14 protein-coding genes and 1 other RNA gene are annotated in these 15183 nt (G+C 68.1%); 8 read left to right on the forward strand and 7 right to left on the reverse strand.

The genetic code is table 11. The annotated features are described in order from the left end of the window. Window positions 1-112 precede the first annotated feature (112 nt). Both guaB and guaA read left to right on the forward strand, forming a co-directional pair. Entirely contained in the window at window positions 113-1573 is a 1461-nt protein-coding gene (gene guaB / locus D893_RS01375; protein ID WP_110618978.1) for an IMP dehydrogenase, read from the forward strand. A 65-nt stretch (window positions 1574-1638) separates the two neighbouring features. Next, entirely contained in the window at window positions 1639-3216 is a 1578-nt protein-coding gene (gene guaA / locus D893_RS01380) for a glutamine-hydrolyzing GMP synthase (RefSeq protein WP_018947009.1), read from the forward strand. 85 nt (window positions 3217-3301) lie between these two features. On the opposite strand, the gene D893_RS01385 is transcribed toward guaA, so the two are convergent. The 4 genes from D893_RS01385 to D893_RS01400 all read right to left on the reverse strand — a co-directional run bounded on the left by D893_RS01385 (window position 3302) and on the right by D893_RS01400 (window position 8978). Beyond that, window positions 3302-5431: a hypothetical protein gene (locus tag D893_RS01385; protein ID WP_110618979.1), complete on the reverse strand. Its 2130-nt coding sequence runs from the start codon at window positions 5429-5431 to the stop codon at window positions 3302-3304. Between the two features lie 242 nt (window positions 5432-5673). Then, complete coding sequence (locus tag D893_RS01390; protein ID WP_018947011.1) at window positions 5674-6525, reverse strand: HDOD domain-containing protein; 852 nt, start codon at window positions 6523-6525, stop codon at window positions 5674-5676. Window positions 6526-6649: 124 nt separating this feature from the next. Next, complete coding sequence (gene gorA / locus D893_RS01395; RefSeq protein WP_110618980.1) at window positions 6650-8044, reverse strand: glutathione-disulfide reductase; 1395 nt, start codon at window positions 8042-8044, stop codon at window positions 6650-6652. 184 nt (window positions 8045-8228) lie between these two features. Then, window positions 8229-8978, reverse strand: a complete 750-nt coding sequence (locus tag D893_RS01400; RefSeq protein WP_018947013.1) for a glutathione peroxidase — start codon at window positions 8976-8978, stop codon at window positions 8229-8231. A 305-nt stretch (window positions 8979-9283) separates the two neighbouring features. Here D893_RS01400 and ffs point away from each other — a divergent pair. From ffs to D893_RS01430, 6 genes are all read left to right on the forward strand, one after another. Further along, window positions 9284-9380: signal recognition particle sRNA small type (gene ffs, locus D893_RS01405), an RNA gene on the forward strand. Between the two features lie 95 nt (window positions 9381-9475). Then, on the forward strand, window positions 9476-11359 hold the full coding sequence (gene dnaX, locus D893_RS01410) for a DNA polymerase III subunit gamma/tau (protein ID WP_110618981.1): 1884 nt from the start codon (window positions 9476-9478) through the stop codon (window positions 11357-11359). Further along, complete coding sequence (locus D893_RS01415) at window positions 11356-11682, forward strand: YbaB/EbfC family nucleoid-associated protein (RefSeq protein WP_018870167.1); 327 nt, start codon at window positions 11356-11358, stop codon at window positions 11680-11682. Before dnaX ends, D893_RS01415 begins: the two co-directional genes overlap by 4 nt. Before the next feature lie 11 nt (window positions 11683-11693). Further along, entirely contained in the window at window positions 11694-12284 is a 591-nt protein-coding gene (gene recR / locus D893_RS01420; RefSeq protein WP_018947015.1) for a recombination mediator RecR, read from the forward strand. A gap of 35 nt (window positions 12285-12319) precedes the next feature. Beyond that, entirely contained in the window at window positions 12320-12664 is a 345-nt protein-coding gene (locus D893_RS01425) for a histidine triad nucleotide-binding protein (RefSeq protein WP_077243849.1), read from the forward strand. A gap of 87 nt (window positions 12665-12751) precedes the next feature. After that, window positions 12752-13534 carry a hypothetical protein gene (locus tag D893_RS01430; RefSeq protein WP_077243850.1) on the forward strand — a complete coding sequence of 261 codons (783 nt, stop codon included), beginning with the start codon at window positions 12752-12754 and terminating at the stop codon, window positions 13532-13534. Between the two features lie 36 nt (window positions 13535-13570). On the opposite strand, the gene rsgA is transcribed toward D893_RS01430, so the two are convergent. The 3 genes from rsgA to D893_RS01445 are packed head-to-tail and all read right to left on the reverse strand — an operon-like array spanning window position 13571 to window position 15169. Next, a complete protein-coding gene (gene rsgA / locus D893_RS01435) occupies window positions 13571-14503 on the reverse strand; it encodes a ribosome small subunit-dependent GTPase A (RefSeq protein WP_110618982.1) in 933 nt (310 codons plus the stop codon). 18 nt (window positions 14504-14521) lie between these two features. Next, window positions 14522-14857, reverse strand: coding sequence for a 4a-hydroxytetrahydrobiopterin dehydratase (locus tag D893_RS01440; RefSeq protein WP_018947019.1), 336 nt, complete (start codon window positions 14855-14857; stop codon window positions 14522-14524). A gap of 6 nt (window positions 14858-14863) precedes the next feature. Next, complete coding sequence (locus D893_RS01445) at window positions 14864-15169, reverse strand: cytochrome c (RefSeq protein ID WP_018947020.1); 306 nt, start codon at window positions 15167-15169, stop codon at window positions 14864-14866. Between the last annotated feature and the right edge of the window lie 14 nt (window positions 15170-15183).

Raw genomic sequence — 15183 nt, forward strand, 5'->3', positions numbered from 1 at the left:
GCAGCGCTGCGGATGCGACGCACCTGCCCGATCCGCCTTTACCCGTCAAGCCCCGGATTCTATACTGTTCGGCTCTTTCCTCCCGGTCCCCGGGCCCTGTCTGGAGTGGTGCATGCGGATACTCGGTGAAGCCCTGACCTTCGATGACGTTCTGCTGATTCCCGGGCACTCGAACGTCATCCCGCGCGACGTCGATATCTCCACCCGGATCAGTCGCGGCATCACCCTCAGCGCGCCGCTGGTCTCCGCGGCCATGGATACGGTGACCGAGGCCAGCCTGGCGATCGCCATGGCGCAGGAGGGTGGCATCGGCATCGTGCACAAGAACATGCCGGCCGAGGCCCAGGCCCGCGAGGTCTGGCAGGTGAAGAAGTACGAGAGCGGGGTGATCAGCGAGCCGATCACCGTGGGGCCCGACGCTTCCATCGGCGACGTGGTGCGGCTGACCCGGGACAGCCACATCTCCGGCGTGCCGGTGGTGGACGGCACCGATCTGCGCGGCATCGTGACCTCGCGCGACCTGCGCTTCGAGACCCGCATGGAGGCCCCGGTCTCCGAGATCATGACCCCGCGCGAACGGCTGGTGACGGTGCGCGAGGGTGCCGGGCGCGAAGAAATCCTTGGTCTGCTGCACAAGCACCGCATCGAGAAGGTGCTGGTGGTCAACGACGCCTTCGAGCTGCGCGGCATGATCACCGTGAAGGATATCCAGAAGTCCACCGAACACCCGTATGCCAGCAAGGACGAGCGCGGCCGCCTGCGCGTGGGCGCTGCGGTGGGCGTGGGCGAGGGCACCGACGAGCGCGTCGCCGCGCTGGTCGAGGCCGGCGTGGACCTGATCGTGGTGGATACCGCGCATGGCCACTCGCAGGGCGTGCTCGACCGCGTGGCCTGGGTGAAGAAACACTACCCGGACGTGCAGGTGGTGGGCGGCAACATCGCCACCGCCGATGCGGCGAAGGACCTGGTGGCCGCCGGTGCCGACGGGGTCAAGGTCGGCATCGGCCCGGGCTCGATCTGCACCACCCGCGTGGTGGCCGGGGTCGGCGTGCCGCAGATCACCGCGATCTCCGAGGTGGCCGGGGCCCTGGAAGGGACCGACGTGCCGCTGATCGCCGATGGTGGCGTGCGCTTCTCCGGCGATCTCGCCAAGGCGGTGGCCGCCGGCGCCCATTGCGTGATGCTGGGCTCGATGTTCGCCGGCACCGAGGAGGCGCCGGGCGAGGTCGAGCTCTACCAGGGGCGCTCGTACAAGATCTACCGTGGCATGGGTTCGCTGGGGGCGATGCAGCAGGGTTCCTCCGACCGCTACTTCCAGGATCCGAACGCCCCGGCCGACAAGTTCGTCCCCGAAGGCATCGAGGGCCGGGTGCCGTACAAGGGCTCGATCGTCGCCATCATCTATCAGCTGATGGGCGGCCTGCGCTCCTCGATGGGCTACGTGGGCGCGCAGAACATCGCCGAAATGCGCAGCAAGCCACAGTTCGTGCGCGTGACGGCCGCCGGCATGCGCGAGAGCCACGTGCACGACGTGGCGATCACCAAGGAAGCCCCGAACTATCGCATGGACTGATTCGGCCCGCCGGCCGGATCCCCGACACAGACCCCGGCCACCCGGCCGGGGCAGTGGATGACCTCATGACCCAGGATCTGCACGCCCACCGCATTCTGGTACTGGACTTCGGTTCCCAGTACACCCAGCTGATCGCCCGTCGCGTCCGCGAGACCGGAGTCTATTCCGAGGTCCATGCCTGGGACATGCCGGCGGAGGACATCCGCGCGTTCGCGCCCACCGGCATCATCCTTTCGGGCGGGCCCGAATCGGTGAACGTCGAGGCACCGCCGCGCGCCGAGGACGTGGTGTTCGAGCTGGGCGCGCCGGTGCTGGGCATCTGCTACGGCATGCAGACCATGGCCGCACAGCTGGGCGGGCGCGTCGAACCCTCCGAACGCCGCGAGTTCGGCTATGCCCAGGTGCGTGCCCGCGGCCATACCCCGCTGCTGCGCAATATCGAGGACCACACCACGCCCGAGGGCTACGGGATGCTCGACGTGTGGATGTCGCACGGCGATCACGTGACCGAGCTGCCGGAAGGCTTCCGCCTGATGGCCTCCACCGACTCCGCGCCGATCGCCGGCATGGCCGACCCGGACCGCGGCTTCTACGGCGTGCAGTTCCACCCCGAGGTCACGCATACCACCCAGGGGCAGCGGATCCTCGAACGCTTCATCTACGAGATCTGCGGCTGCGAGGCGCTGTGGACCGCCGACAACATCATCGAGGACATGGCCGCGCGGGTGCGCGAGCAGGTCGGCGACCAGCGCGTGGTGCTGGGCCTGTCCGGCGGGGTGGATTCCTCGGTGGTCGGCGCGTTGCTGCACAAGGCGATCGGTGATCAGCTCACGTGCGTGTTCGTGGACACCGGCCTGCTGCGCGAGGGCGAGGGCGACCAGGTGATGGCGACCTTTGCCCGTCATCTGGGCGTGAACGTGATCCGCGTGGATGCCGAGGACCGCTTCATGAGCGCCCTGGCCGGTATCGAGGACCCCGAGGCCAAGCGCAAGATCATCGGCGGGCTGTTCATCGACGTCTTCGACGAAGAGGCGGGCAAGCTCGAGAACGTGAAGTGGCTGGCCCAGGGCACGATCTACCCGGACGTGATCGAGTCGGCCGACTCCAAGACCGGCAAGGCCCACGTGATCAAGTCGCATCACAACGTGGGCGGCCTGCCGGAGAACATGAAGCTGGGGCTGGTCGAGCCGCTGCGTGAGCTGTTCAAGGACGAGGTGCGCAAGATCGGTGTCGAGCTGGGCCTGCCCACCGAGATGGTCTATCGCCATCCGTTCCCCGGGCCGGGTCTGGGCGTGCGCATCCTCGGCGAGGTGAAGAAGGAATACGCCGACCTGCTGCGTCGGGCGGACGCGATCTTCATCGAGGAACTGCGCAAGGCCGACCTGTACGACAAGACCTCGCAGGCGTTTGCGGTCTTCCTGCCGGTCAAGTCGGTGGGGGTGATGGGCGACGGCCGGCGCTACGACTACGTGGTCGCGCTGCGCGCGGTGGAGACCATCGACTTCATGACCGCCCGCTGGGCTCATCTGCCGTACGAATTCCTCGACCACGTCTCGCGGCGCATCATCAACGAGATCCCCGGGATCTCGCGCGTCACCTACGACATCTCCGGCAAGCCCCCCGCTACCATCGAGTGGGAGTGACCGGAACGGGCGGGCATCGCAGCCGGGGCTTCATGATCCGGCAGTCGAGCGATGCCCATGCCGCAGGTGACGGCCAGGACAGCCATTACCGGCTCGTCCCGTCTTGCTCTCCCTCCTCCTTCTCGGGCTCTGGTTCGCCCGGCTGCGGGTCGGGCCAGGGCGGGGCAACCGGGACGGCGACCTCGACGTCCTCGGCCATGCCCTTGCCGGTCGCCGATTCCATCGCGATGTAGTAGTACAGGTCGTCGAATTCGTCGCCCTGTATGTCCCGCCGGCCCTGCGCATCCAGCCACTTGCGGAACGCCTGCTCGTCCATGGCCCCCAGGTCGTCGATGGTCTCCCGGCCGAAATGCCCGTTGCCGCGCGGCCCGTGGACCAGCTCCAGCGCCGGGCGGTACGGGGACGGCGCACGCCGGAAGGCACGGCGACCGCGCTTGTACCTGGCGTTGTTGATCTTTGGGTCGCTCTCGCGTTTGCGAGTGACACGCATGAGGCCGGTATTGCCCCCGTACCACATGGCGCCGCGCCCGACGATGCACAGGTTGTTGTATTTCATCCGGCTGGCGCGGTTCCAGTCGCGGTCATAGCCCCCGCCGTCCGGAAAGAAGCTGGGGATGCCGAGGTTCTCCCCGTCTACGCTGAACAGCACGTCGGAACGGTCGTCGCCGGCGGTGACGATGAAGTCGTCCACCGCGTACAGCGAACCCTCCCGGTCCACCGAGACGGTCATGTACTCCTTCCGGTAGTACTGGACGTCGCCCAGGTGCTCGATCGTCACGGGATCGCCCAGGCGGATCCTGGAGATCGAGAATTGCAGGTCGTGCGTGCAGATCAGGTCGCCGGTGGAGGTGAAGTCGATCTGCGTCGGGTACAGGAACGCGGCCTTGCCGGCTTCGCCCCACACCGCCCGCTCGCGCATCACTTCGACGTCCTGGTCGAAATGTACGTCGATCTCCTGGGTGCCGTCCCAAAAGGGGAAGTCCTGTCTCCGCGACAGGCCGCTCGGACGCATGCTGGCAATGACTTCCTCGAGGTCTCCGCTGCCGTCCAGGGGCGTCCGGACGATACGCAGGTTGCGGTAGTCGCTGATGTAGAGCCAGCCGTCGCGGGCGGCGACGCCGCGAGGCTCGGACAGGCCGCGCTGGTAGCCCTTTTCGTGCTCGGTCCCGGCGAACACCTCGATCTCGCCCGTGCGCCGGTCGCCCCGATAGATGCAGTGATGGTGGGACGCCGCGATGAACACGATCCCCTCGTCGTCCGGGTGCGGGCAGATCTGCCAGCAGTGCCCGATGTCCTTGCGAACCGTCTCGAAATGGTCGGGGTGGTGCACCGTCCAGACATGCGGGTTGCCCGGCGCCGGAGTGATCAGGTCTTTCTTGTTCCGGACCCCCCACAGGGTTTTCATCGTGCCGTGGACGTCCACCTCCACCACACGCCCCGGGGCGCTCAGGATCACGGCGGTCTGGTCCTCGTCGATGAATCCGGAGCAGGTGGACTGGATCGTGCTTTGATTCCGGTGGCCGTCGCGGAACAGGCCTACTTGCAGGTGCAGGGGTTTGAAGTAGTCGTGCCGGCGGTACTCGTGCTTGAAGTGACTCGCGACGTGGCCCTTGTCGGTATACTGGAATTCCGAGCGCTGATAGACGGTGCAGAACGTCATGCGCTGCGCCCACAGGTCGTGCTCGCCCGGCCGGCCCCGGACAATCAGGGGGTCACGGCGCTTGTGGTAGCTGGGGGTGATGTCGGGGAACCGCCCCGGATACCAGACGTAGCCGACACCGCGCCAGATGTCTCCGTCGCCCGGATTCCGGGTAAAGCGCACGGCTACCCAGCGCGGGGTTTCCAGCGACGCAGGCGCCCCGATGTAGACCGGCTCGCAGCGCGGCCAGACGGCAAAGTCGCCGTTGTCGCGGATCTCGGTCGTCAGGATGAGGGCATCGGTCGGCTCGAACTCCAGGTCGGCAGGGAGCGTCCCGGTAAAGGTCGTCCCGGTCTGCCACTCGCCTGCCCAGATGCGCTCCTGTTCGGGGCCCTTGTAGAGGACGACACGCCCCGTGCGGGCTTCGTCGACATTCTGTCCGCGCTCCCGCGTGATGCGGGCCTCGATGTCGTAGGGAAGGTCGATCTCGGTGGCGCGCCCGCGACGCTGCGTTTGTCGATAGGACCTGGTCCCGGTTTCGGGGCTGTAGAACTGAACAAGATGGCGTTCACTCATGGGGATCTCCGGACGGCGCTGGCAAACCGGATCCGCTTACCCGCGCGTTACCTCCGAACAGAGAGCTGGCCGGAGCGATTCGGGCGTCGATCTCCCTTATGTAGCCCGGGCTCGCGCGCGAGCGTGCGCATTCATCCGTGTTTCCTTAGACCAATTCGGGGCGATTTTCCGCTGTCGGCGGATTTGACGTTGTGGGTGGCCTGCCGGAGAACCTGTAGCCAGGGCGGGACGAGCGCGCTGCGCTACTCGAAGATCTGGTTGATGTGCTTGAGCCCGGCCTCGTCGGTGTCCCAGTCCAGGGTCAGACGGTCGGGATCGCCGGTCAGCCGGCGGAAGGCCGGGATTTCGTGGCGGTCCACCGCCGCCAGGCGGTGCCCGGTAGCGCCGTAGGATTCGACGTTGGCGGCCTGCAGGATGTCGGTGTAGGAGACGGGTTCGCTGTCTCCGGGATCCTGGCGGATCTTTTCGTGGTCCCCGACCGCGCGCACGATCTCCGGGTCGAAGTTCCAGCTCTTGAGCATGGCACGGCCCATCGCGACGTGGGCCGCGTCGATGGCCGCCTGCACCGCGCGCGGGTCCTCGTAGATGACTTCCACCTTCTCCGCGCGCCGCAGGATCGGAACCGCGCCGATGTCGTGGACCAGTCCCGCGAGCAGCGCGATGTCCGGGTCGAGGTGCCGCTGCTTGCGCGCCAGCAGGTAGCTGAGTATGGCGACCTCCAGGCTGTGTTCCCACAGCTGCTCCATGCGCTCGCGGATCGCCTCGTTGCCGGTCTGGAAGACCTCTTTCATGGAATGGGTCAGCACGACCTGCCGCACCCGCTCCATGCCCAGGCGGGTGACCGCCGAGTGGATGGTGGAGCAGCGATGGAGTCCGCGGTAGGCGGGGCTGTTGGCCTGACGTACCAGGCGGGAGGCGAGTGCGGTGTCGCGCGAGATCAGGTTGACCAGATCGGCGATCGTGCTGTTGTCGTCCTGCACGATGAACAACGCCTGGACCGAGATGTCCGGCAGGGTTGGAATATCCACCAGCTGCCGGTCCAGGTCCCCGCGCAGTTTTTCAAGGAAGTTTTCGACGTCCGTGCGGGTAGCCAAAAGATGCACTCCGGGCGGCTTTTTCCGTAGCGCGGAGTATGCCACAGGCGTGCGCGTTCGGGGGGTCCCGGGCCTGCCGGACGTCTGTCCGGGCGCGACCCGCGACCCTGTGGCGCGGGGGAGCTCAGGCGGCTTCGGCCAGACCCTCGGCGCGACCGGGACGGCCCTGCTTGAGGGTCACCAGTTCCTCGGCGCTGGTCGGGTGCAGCGGGATGGTCAGGTCGAGGTCGCGCTTGGTGGCGCCCATGCGCACCGCGACCGCGAAGCCCTGCAGCATCTCGTCAACGTGGGGGCCGATCATGTGGATGCCGACCACCCGTTCGTCGTCCCCGGCGCACACCAGTTTCATCACCACCGGCGGGACCTCGCCCTCGGCAAACGCCCGGTCCAGCCCCCCGAAGCTCGTCTCGTAGACCCGCACCGAGTCGCCGTGGCGCTCCACCGCCTGTGGCTCGGTCAGACCGACCATGCCGGCGGTCGGGTGGGTGAAGGTCACCGTGGGGATCTGTTCGTAGTCCACCGGCACCGGGTCGTTTTCGGGGGCATACCAGTGCTCGGCCAGACGCCGCCCGGCGGCGATCGCCACCGGGGTCAGCGGGGCCTTGCCGATGATGTCGCCCAGGGCGTAGATCCCCTCGACATTGGTGGCCTGCCACTCGTCCACCGGGGTGGTGCCGTCGCGTGCGAGCTCGACCCCGGCTTCTTCCAGCCCCATGTCCGCGGTGGCCGGTTTGCGGCCGACGGCCCACAGCACCTGCTCGAACGGGCCCAGTTCCTGTCCGCCTTCCAGCTGCACGGTGACCGCGCCCGGTTCGCCGCCCAGCCCGGCCACCTTCACCCCGAGGTGACGGCCGATGCCCTGGTGCTCCATGTGCTGGTCCAGGGCCGCGCTGATGGCGGGATCGAACATCTCCAGCACGCGGTCCTCCATGGCGACCACGTCGGTCTTCACGCCCATGGAGCGCAGCATCCCGGCCATCTCCAGGCCGATGTAGCCGGCCCCGATCACTGCGATGGATTCCGGCAGTTCGGTCCACTGGAAGAAGTCGTCCGAGGTCGCGCCCAGTTCGGCCCCCTCCAGCGGCGGCACCACCGGCGCGCCGCCCATGGCCAGCACGATGCGGTCGGCCCGGTATTCGGCCCCGCTTTCGCTGATCACGCGGTCGCTTCCGTTCAGCCGGGCACGCTCGGCGATGTGGGTCACGCCCAGCTTCTCCAGGTGGCCAGCCCAGAAGTCGTTGAGGTTGCCGAGCAGCTTTTGCCGACGCTCGGCCAGCTCGCCGTAGCGAATGCCCCGGATGTCCACGTCGACGGCAAATTCGCCGGCCTGGCGGGCCTGGCCCATGTGTTCCGCGGCGTACCAGGTGAGCTTTTTGGGCACGCAGCCCTCGTTCACGCAGGTCCCGCCCAGCGGCTTCGGGTCGAACACGGCGACGCGGGCGCCATGGGGCGCGGCGCGCTCGGCCACCGCCAGGCCGCCGCTGCCGCCGCCGATCACGATGATGTCGTAGTGTTCCATGCTCTGTTCCCTGTTCGTTGTCGGTCTGATTCGAAGTCTGCCACGGCGAGCGCTCAAGGAGCGGTCGCCGGGGTCCGCCATCCGTGTCCGCACGTCCGGCGAACCGTCGTGAAACCTGCGGACACGGATGGCCACCCGGGGTGGCCGGGGCCGGAACGGGCGCGGGCCCGTCCCGGCCGGGGGGTTACGCTGCCCGGCGCTCGCGGTGGATCCACTGCTCCAGATCTTCGGAGCCGCCGATGCGGTGGCCGCCGACGAACACCTGGGGCACGGTCATCGCGCCGGTGGCGGCGCGCAGGCTGCGCAGACTGGCGTCACGGCCGAGGACGATCTCCTCATAGTCCAGGTCCGCGTCCTCCAGCATCTGCTTGGCGCTGGCGCAGTAGGGGCAGCCCGGCTTGGTGAAGACCACCACGTCCTCGGGGCAGGCCGCATCCGGCGCCACGTGCGACAGCATGGTGTCGGCATCGGAGACTACGAAGGGGTCGCCCGGTTCATCCGGCTCGATGAACTGTTTCTCGATCACGCCGTCGCGCACCAGCATGGAATAGCGCCAGGAACGCTCGCCGAAGCCCAGGTCGCTCTTGTCCACCAGCATGCCCATCTTCTCGGTGAACTCGCCGTTGCCGTCCGCCAGGAAGGTGATGCGGTCGGCCTCCTGGTCGGCCTGCCAGGCTTCCATCACGAAGCCGTCGTTCACCGAGATGCAGACGATCTCGTCGATGCCGTGTTTCTTCAGCACCGGTGCCAGCTCGTTGTAGCGCGGCACGTGGGCCGAGGAGCAGGTCGGGGTGAACGCGCCCGGCAGGGCGAACACCACCACGTTGCGGCCGCTGAAGATGTCCGCGCTGCGGACGTCGTTCCAGTCGTTGTCCTTGCGGCAGCGGAAGGTGACTTCCGGGACGCGCTGACCTTCGCGATTTTCCAGTTCCATGTTCTCTCTCTCCTGTTGCAGATTGCGGTTACGGAAACGGGTGAAAAGTCATGTGCCGGCCTGTGGCCGACGACAGGTGCAAGATTAAGGGCGCTCGATTGGTAAATCCAATCTTGATTAGTTAATTGATAGTTAGGCTCATCCTATCGTCGCGGCTCCGCCCGGCTTGTGCCCATGATGCCGGGGTCGGCGTTCGGGCGGAATCCTCTCCGGAGTGGAGGTCCACGGAACTTGACGCAATGGCCCGAAACCCGGACCCTTGCGCATCTGGCCGGACTCGCGGCCAACAGCGTTATGGTGGTCCGTATCAGTCCCCTCGCGACGACAGGTTGTGAACCCCGCCAGGCCCGGAAGGGAGCAACGGTAGCAACTGCGTCGGGCGCCGGGGTGTGGCGGGTGCGGGCCACCTCCCTTCCAGTTTCGCTTTCCGGTGGGGCCGTGTGCCCGGAGGTCACGGTGACTGCTCCATTAATCAGCGTTTCCTTAATGGGGGAGGCATGAGTCACCAGGTTCTGGCCCGCAAGTGGCGGCCCGCGCGTTTCGGGGATCTCGTCGGTCAGCCGCATGTGGTGCGCGCACTCACTAACGCCCTGTCCGGGGAGCGGCTGCATCACGCCTATCTGTTCGCCGGCACCCGCGGGGTGGGGAAGACTACCGTCGCGCGGATTCTCGCGCGCTGTCTCAACTGCGAGACCGGGGTCACCGCCGAGCCCTGTGGTCAGTGCCGTTCCTGCGTGGAGATCGCCGAGGGGCGGCACCTTGACCTGATCGAGGTCGACGCCGCCTCGCGCACCCGGGTGGACGACACCCGTGAGCTGCTGGACAACGTGTCCTACGCCCCCACCACCGGCCGCTTCAAGGTGTACCTCATCGACGAGGTGCACATGCTGTCGGAGAAGAGCTTCAACGCGCTGCTCAAGACCCTGGAGGAACCGCCGGAACACGTGAAGTTCCTGCTGGCGACCACGGATCCGCAGAAGCTGCCGGTGACGGTGCTGTCGCGCTGCCTTCAGTTCAATCTCAAGCCGATGCCGGCGCCCCTGATCGCCGAATACCTGACCGGGGTGCTGGAGACCGAGGGCGTGACCGCCGAATCCGGCGCCCTGCTGCGTCTGGCCGAGGCGGCCGAGGGCTCGATGCGCGACGCCCTCAGTCTTACCGATCAGGCGATTGCCTACGCGGGCGAGGAGCTGACCGAGGGCGCGACCTGCGACATGCTGGGGCTGCTGCCGCGCACCCGACTTACGGGGCTGCTGGATGCGGTGTTCGCCGGTGACGGCGCGGCCCTCGTCCACGGTCTTGCCGAGCTGGATGCCCTGGGGCCGGACTGGTCTCGCCTGCTGGACGAACTGGCCGCGCTGCTGCACCGGGTGGCGGTGCTGCAGGTGGCGGGCGAGGTGGCCGACAGTGGCGAGGCGGGGCTGGATTGGGTCCGGGATGCCGCCGGCCGCGAGGATCCCGAGCTGATCCAGCTCGCCTATCAGATCCTGATCCACGGCGTCCGTGACCTGCCGTATGCCCCGGACCCGCGAATGGGGGTCGAGATGACCCTGCTGCGGCTGCTGGCCTTCCGCCCCGAGGGGGCGCCGGACACGGAGCCCGGGGGCGCCCCGTCGGGAGGTACGACTGCCGGCCGGAGCGCGGGCACGGGGAGCTCCCCGGCTGCAGCGCCGGTATCCCCCTCGGGATCGGGATCGGGATCGGGGTCGGCGGTCGCATCGCGCCCGGTCCCGCCGGCGGAGGAAGAGGAAAAGGCCGGAGATGCGGCCGTGGCTCCGGACCGGGATTCGGTGCCCGCGGCGTCGCGCGCCAGCCCCCGGTCGGAATCCGGGGGGGCGGCCGCGGTACGGGAACCGCGGGCCGAAGCGAAGCCGGAACCGGCCGCGGGCGCCGGTGCCGTGCCACCGTCGTCGGAGCCCGTCGGGGATCCCGACGGTCCGGCCGTGCCTGCCGGCGAGTTCGACTGGCATGCGTTCGCTGCACGTCTTCCCGCAGGCACCGCGCGCGAGCTCGCGTTGCAGGCCGAATTTCGTTCGCTGGACACGGAGCGGCTGACCCTCGCCCTGCCACCCGACTACCGCATGCTGTGTACGGAACGGGCCAGGGAACGCTTGTCCAGGTCCCTGGAGGCGCATCTCGGTCGCAGTGTGCGTCTGGAGATCGTGGACCAGGAAGAAGCCGGCGGCGACACGCCGGCCGCGCGTCTTGCGGCAAATGCCGAGGCGCGTCAGGCTGAGGCCGAGTCCGCCATGCGGCAGGATCCGGTGGTGCAGGCGCTGCATGAACGCTTCGGCGCCGAGCTTGGCCCGGTGCGCCTGCACGATGACGACCCGACACTTAATCAGGACCCCGGAGCAGCGGGACAGGAGAACCGAAAATGATGAAAGGCGGCATGGGCAACATGATGAAGCAGGCCCAGAAAATGCAGGAAGAAATGCAGCGCGTGCAGGCCGAGCTGGCCGAGATGGAGGTCGAGGGTCAGGCTGGCGGCGGGCTGGTGAGCGTGACCCTGACCGGCAAGCACGAGGCGCGCAAGGTTCGGATTGATCCGAGCCTGTTTCAGGATGATCCGGACATGATCGAGGACCTGGTGGCCGCGGCGATCAACGATGCGGTGCACAAGGTGGACACCACCAGCCAGGAACGCATGAGTGAACTGACCAGCGGCATGGGCCTGCCGGCGGGCATGAAGCTGCCTTTCTGAGCCGGGTCGCGGTGGATACCGAACTCGACGATCTGGTGCAGGCGCTGCGCTGTCTGCCGGGCGTGGGCGGCAAGTCCGCCCGGCGCATGGCGCTGCACCTGCTGGAACGCGACCGCGAGGGCGCGCGGCGCCTGGCGCGGGCAGTGGACGCCGCGGTGGAGAACATCGGCCACTGCTCGGTGTGCCGGACGCTGACCTCGGCCGAGACCTGCGAACGCTGCCTCGATCCCGATCGCGACGACCAGGTCCTGTGCGTGGTCGAGAGCCCCGGCGACGTGATGGCGATCGAGGCGGCCACCGATTTCAACGGTCGCTTCCACGTGCTGCTCGGACGGCTCTCGCCGCTGGACGGGATCGGCCCGGAGGAGCTGGGGCTGGACCGGCTGGAGGAACGTCTGCGCCAGCAGGGCACCGAGGAGCTGATTCTCGCCACGAACACCTCGGTGGAGGGTGAGGTTACCGCTCACTATCTGGCCGAGATGGCCGGGCGCCTGGGAATCCGCGCCACGCGCATCGCGCAGGGGATCCCCAGCGGCGGGGAGCTGGAATACACGGATGCGGGGACCCTGGCGCACGCCTTGTCGGGGCGCCGCGATTACTGATATAAACCGCGCCGGCCGGGCGCGGTGGAGGCACCATGGAAGACTGTATCTTCTGCAAGATCGTCGCCGGGGAGATCCCCGCGACCATCGTCCGCGAGACCGATGACGTGATCGCCTTCGAGGATCTGCATCCCCAGGCGCCGCACCATGTGCTGGTGATTCCGCGGCGGCACATCGCAACCCTGAACGACCTTACCGCCGAGGATGCCGTGACGGTGGGCAACATGGCCCGGGTTGCGGCGGAGGTCGCGGCCGAACGCGGCTTTGCGGAGGCCGGATACCGGACTGTGATGAATTGCAACCAGCAGGGCGGTCAGACGGTCTATCATATACATATGCACCTGCTCGGCGGTCGGCCCCTCGGCTGGCCCCCGGGCTAGCGAACGCGACGGTCCGGGGAGGCCGGCGCGGTAACAAACGGGGGAACGGGCGTGACACAACGCGGATATCATGACGGGACAACGGCCATGGGCGGGGGGGGGAATGCCCCGGGCCGCGCGCGCGTCGTTGCCCGGCTGGCGGTGCCGCTGATGCTGGTCGTGGTTTTCGCGACGCCGATGGTTGCGGCGGCCGAAGACGACACCACCCGCTATTCTCTGACCCGCACCCTGAATCTCGACGGCGGCGATCAGGTTGCGGCCGTGGGCGACCTGTCCTCCTTTTCCGGCGCGGCGGGTGCGGGCGGGGAGGCGCGGCCCGACCCGCGTTACCGCCTGATGCTGGATGCCGACGCGGTGTCGCGTCCGGCGGACGACATCACCGGCCTGGGCGATCGTTTCGAGGCGACCGGGGCTTTCCGTCAGCGCCTGGGGGCCAGTGGCCTGGGGTACGGGATCGATCTGGGCTTCGGCATGGAGTCGCGCAGTGCGCCGGGGCAGCTGCGGGAGGATGCGGGTACCACTTCCTATTTCACCGACTTCAGTTTCGGACCCACCTTCGAGTCGGGCGGTTTTGACAGCCAGCTGCGGGTCGGCGTGCGTCAGCCGCTGGCGGGCGATTCGCGGGAAACGGTCGGTGCGGGGACTGGCCTGCAACCGCGCGACCACACGCGCGGCGCCAGCTATCTGAGCCTGGACGGCAGCCTCCGCCTGCGCAACGACAGCGAGCTGTCGATGAGCCTGTTCTACGATGACTATTCGCTGGAATCGTCCGAAGGCTGGATGGAGGAGCGGCTGGAATTCGACGGCATGCGTCCCGAATCCGGCGGTTCCTCGTCGGTGTTCGGCGTGGAGATGGGCCTGACCTTCTGATTCGTTCTGAATCGTGCCGCGGGGCCGCTGCCGGGCTCAGTCCCGGCGCCGGGTCTCCGCCCGCAGCTCCTGCCAGGCCTCCAGCCGTTCCCGCGGCAGCTCGCAGGCGGCGACCGCCGCTCCCACCGCACACCCCGGTTCGGCCGCGTGCCGGCAGTCGCGAAAGCGGCATTCCCGGGCCCGTTCGGCGATGTCCGGGAAGCCGCGCTCGAGCGCGTCAGCGTCGTCCAGCTCCGGTGTGAAGTCGCGCACCCCGGGGGAATCGATCCACGCGCCATTGCCCGCCAGCGGATACCAGCGCGCCGTGGTCGTGGTGTGACGCCCTTCGCCGGTCTGCCCCAGGGTCGCGGTTTGCAGAGCCTGTTCCGGCGCGTTGCCGGCGCGGCGCAGCAGCGCATCGATCAGCGATGACTTGCCGGTTCCGGACTGGCCAACCAGGATGTTGCTGCCCCCCTCGGCGGCCGCCGCCAGGGCGTCCAGCCCGGTGCCTTCGTGCACGCTGACCGGCAGCGCGTGCAGGCCCAGATGGCCGTACTGCCGGTCCAGCCGCCGCGCGCCCCCGGGGTCCAGTTCGCATTTGTTGAACAGCAGTCGTGGCTCGGCCGACAGGTTGTGGATTGCGACCAGGAAGCGGTCGATCAGGAAACGTGCCGGGGCCGGTTCCGGCGCCACCACGATCCAGACCCGGTCCACTCCGGCGGCGATGGTCTTGCGGCGGCCGTAGCCGTCGCGCCGCACCAGCGCATTGCGGCGCGGCTCGCGGCGCAGGATGCGGTGGCCGTCGGTTTCCACGCGGTCCCCGCAGACCAGATCCCCCGTGCGGCGCTGCAGCTGCACGCGATGCAGATGGCCGTCCTCGTCGAGGAGGTCGGCCCTCTGGTTGAGGCGGGCGGCGACACGCGCGCGGGCGGGCAGGGGATCCGCGGTCGTGCTGTCCGCGGATCCCGGGTTCCGGGCGGACCGGCTCATGCAGGCTGCATCGACGGGTCAGTCGAACAGCGCATCCACGCGCGCGGCGCAGATGAAATCGTTTTCGGTCAGTCCGCCCACCGCGTGGGTGGAGAACTGGACCCGGCAACGGTTGAAGCCGACTTCCATGTCGGGATGGTGATCCTCGACATGGGCGATCCAGGCCACCGCGTTCACGAAGGCCATGGTCTCGTGGAAGTTGCGAAAGCGGAACTCGCGCCGGATGTCCTTCGTGTCGCCGCCCAGTTCCCAGGATTCGTGCAGCTGGCCCAGGGCCCGGGTCGCCTCCTCGGCCGGCATCGGGTCGGTAAAGCCTTCGCAGGCCTGGCAGTGACGCGTCTTCAGGTCGCTCATGGGGGTTCAGTCGAATCCGTAGTATTCATCGTTGAGGTAGGCCACGATGGCTTCGATCTCGTCATCGAAGAAGGCGGTGCCGATGTTGGCATCGCATCGCCGGACCATCGCGACGAGTTCTTCGCGGTCACCGACCATGCGTCCGTCGCGGGTATAGATGTCGGAGCCGTCACCGCCGTGCATGTCGGCATGGCAGCTGACGCAGTTGTTGTCGTGCAGATCCTGGCCCATCCGGATGTCGTCGGCCTGCGCGGTGGCGGCCATGCCGCCGGCCAGCGTCAGGGCGGCCAGAGAGGTGGTGAGGTGTCGCATGTGGCCCTCCTTCT

Origin of the sequence: Thioalkalivibrio sp. ALE21 (assembly GCF_003208255.1) — a bacterium.
GTDB lineage: Bacteria > Pseudomonadota > Gammaproteobacteria > Ectothiorhodospirales > Ectothiorhodospiraceae > Thioalkalivibrio > Thioalkalivibrio halophilus.

Excerpts from the sequence above, each read along its gene's own strand:
- guaA (WP_018947009.1), top strand. The coding sequence starts at position 1,639 with ATGACCCAGGATCTGCACGCCCACCGCATTCTGGTACTGGACTTCGGT.
- gorA (WP_110618980.1), bottom strand. The coding sequence starts at position 8,044 with ATGGAACACTACGACATCATCGTGATCGGCGGCGGCAGCGGCGGCCTG.
- rsgA (WP_110618982.1), bottom strand. The coding sequence starts at position 14,503 with ATGAGCCGGTCCGCCCGGAACCCGGGATCCGCGGACAGCACGACCGCG.
- D893_RS01415 (WP_018870167.1), top strand. The coding sequence starts at position 11,356 with ATGATGAAAGGCGGCATGGGCAACATGATGAAGCAGGCCCAGAAAATG.
- D893_RS01400 (WP_018947013.1), bottom strand. The coding sequence starts at position 8,978 with ATGGAACTGGAAAATCGCGAAGGTCAGCGCGTCCCGGAAGTCACCTTC.
- dnaX (WP_110618981.1), top strand. The coding sequence starts at position 9,476 with ATGAGTCACCAGGTTCTGGCCCGCAAGTGGCGGCCCGCGCGTTTCGGG.
- D893_RS01385 (WP_110618979.1), bottom strand. The coding sequence starts at position 5,431 with ATGAGTGAACGCCATCTTGTTCAGTTCTACAGCCCCGAAACCGGGACC.
- guaB (WP_110618978.1), top strand. The coding sequence starts at position 113 with ATGCGGATACTCGGTGAAGCCCTGACCTTCGATGACGTTCTGCTGATT.
- D893_RS01445 (WP_018947020.1), bottom strand. The coding sequence starts at position 15,169 with ATGCGACACCTCACCACCTCTCTGGCCGCCCTGACGCTGGCCGGCGGC.
- D893_RS01430 (WP_077243850.1), top strand. The coding sequence starts at position 12,752 with ATGGGCGGGGGGGGGAATGCCCCGGGCCGCGCGCGCGTCGTTGCCCGG.
- D893_RS01440 (WP_018947019.1), bottom strand. The coding sequence starts at position 14,857 with ATGAGCGACCTGAAGACGCGTCACTGCCAGGCCTGCGAAGGCTTTACC.
- D893_RS01425 (WP_077243849.1), top strand. The coding sequence starts at position 12,320 with ATGGAAGACTGTATCTTCTGCAAGATCGTCGCCGGGGAGATCCCCGCG.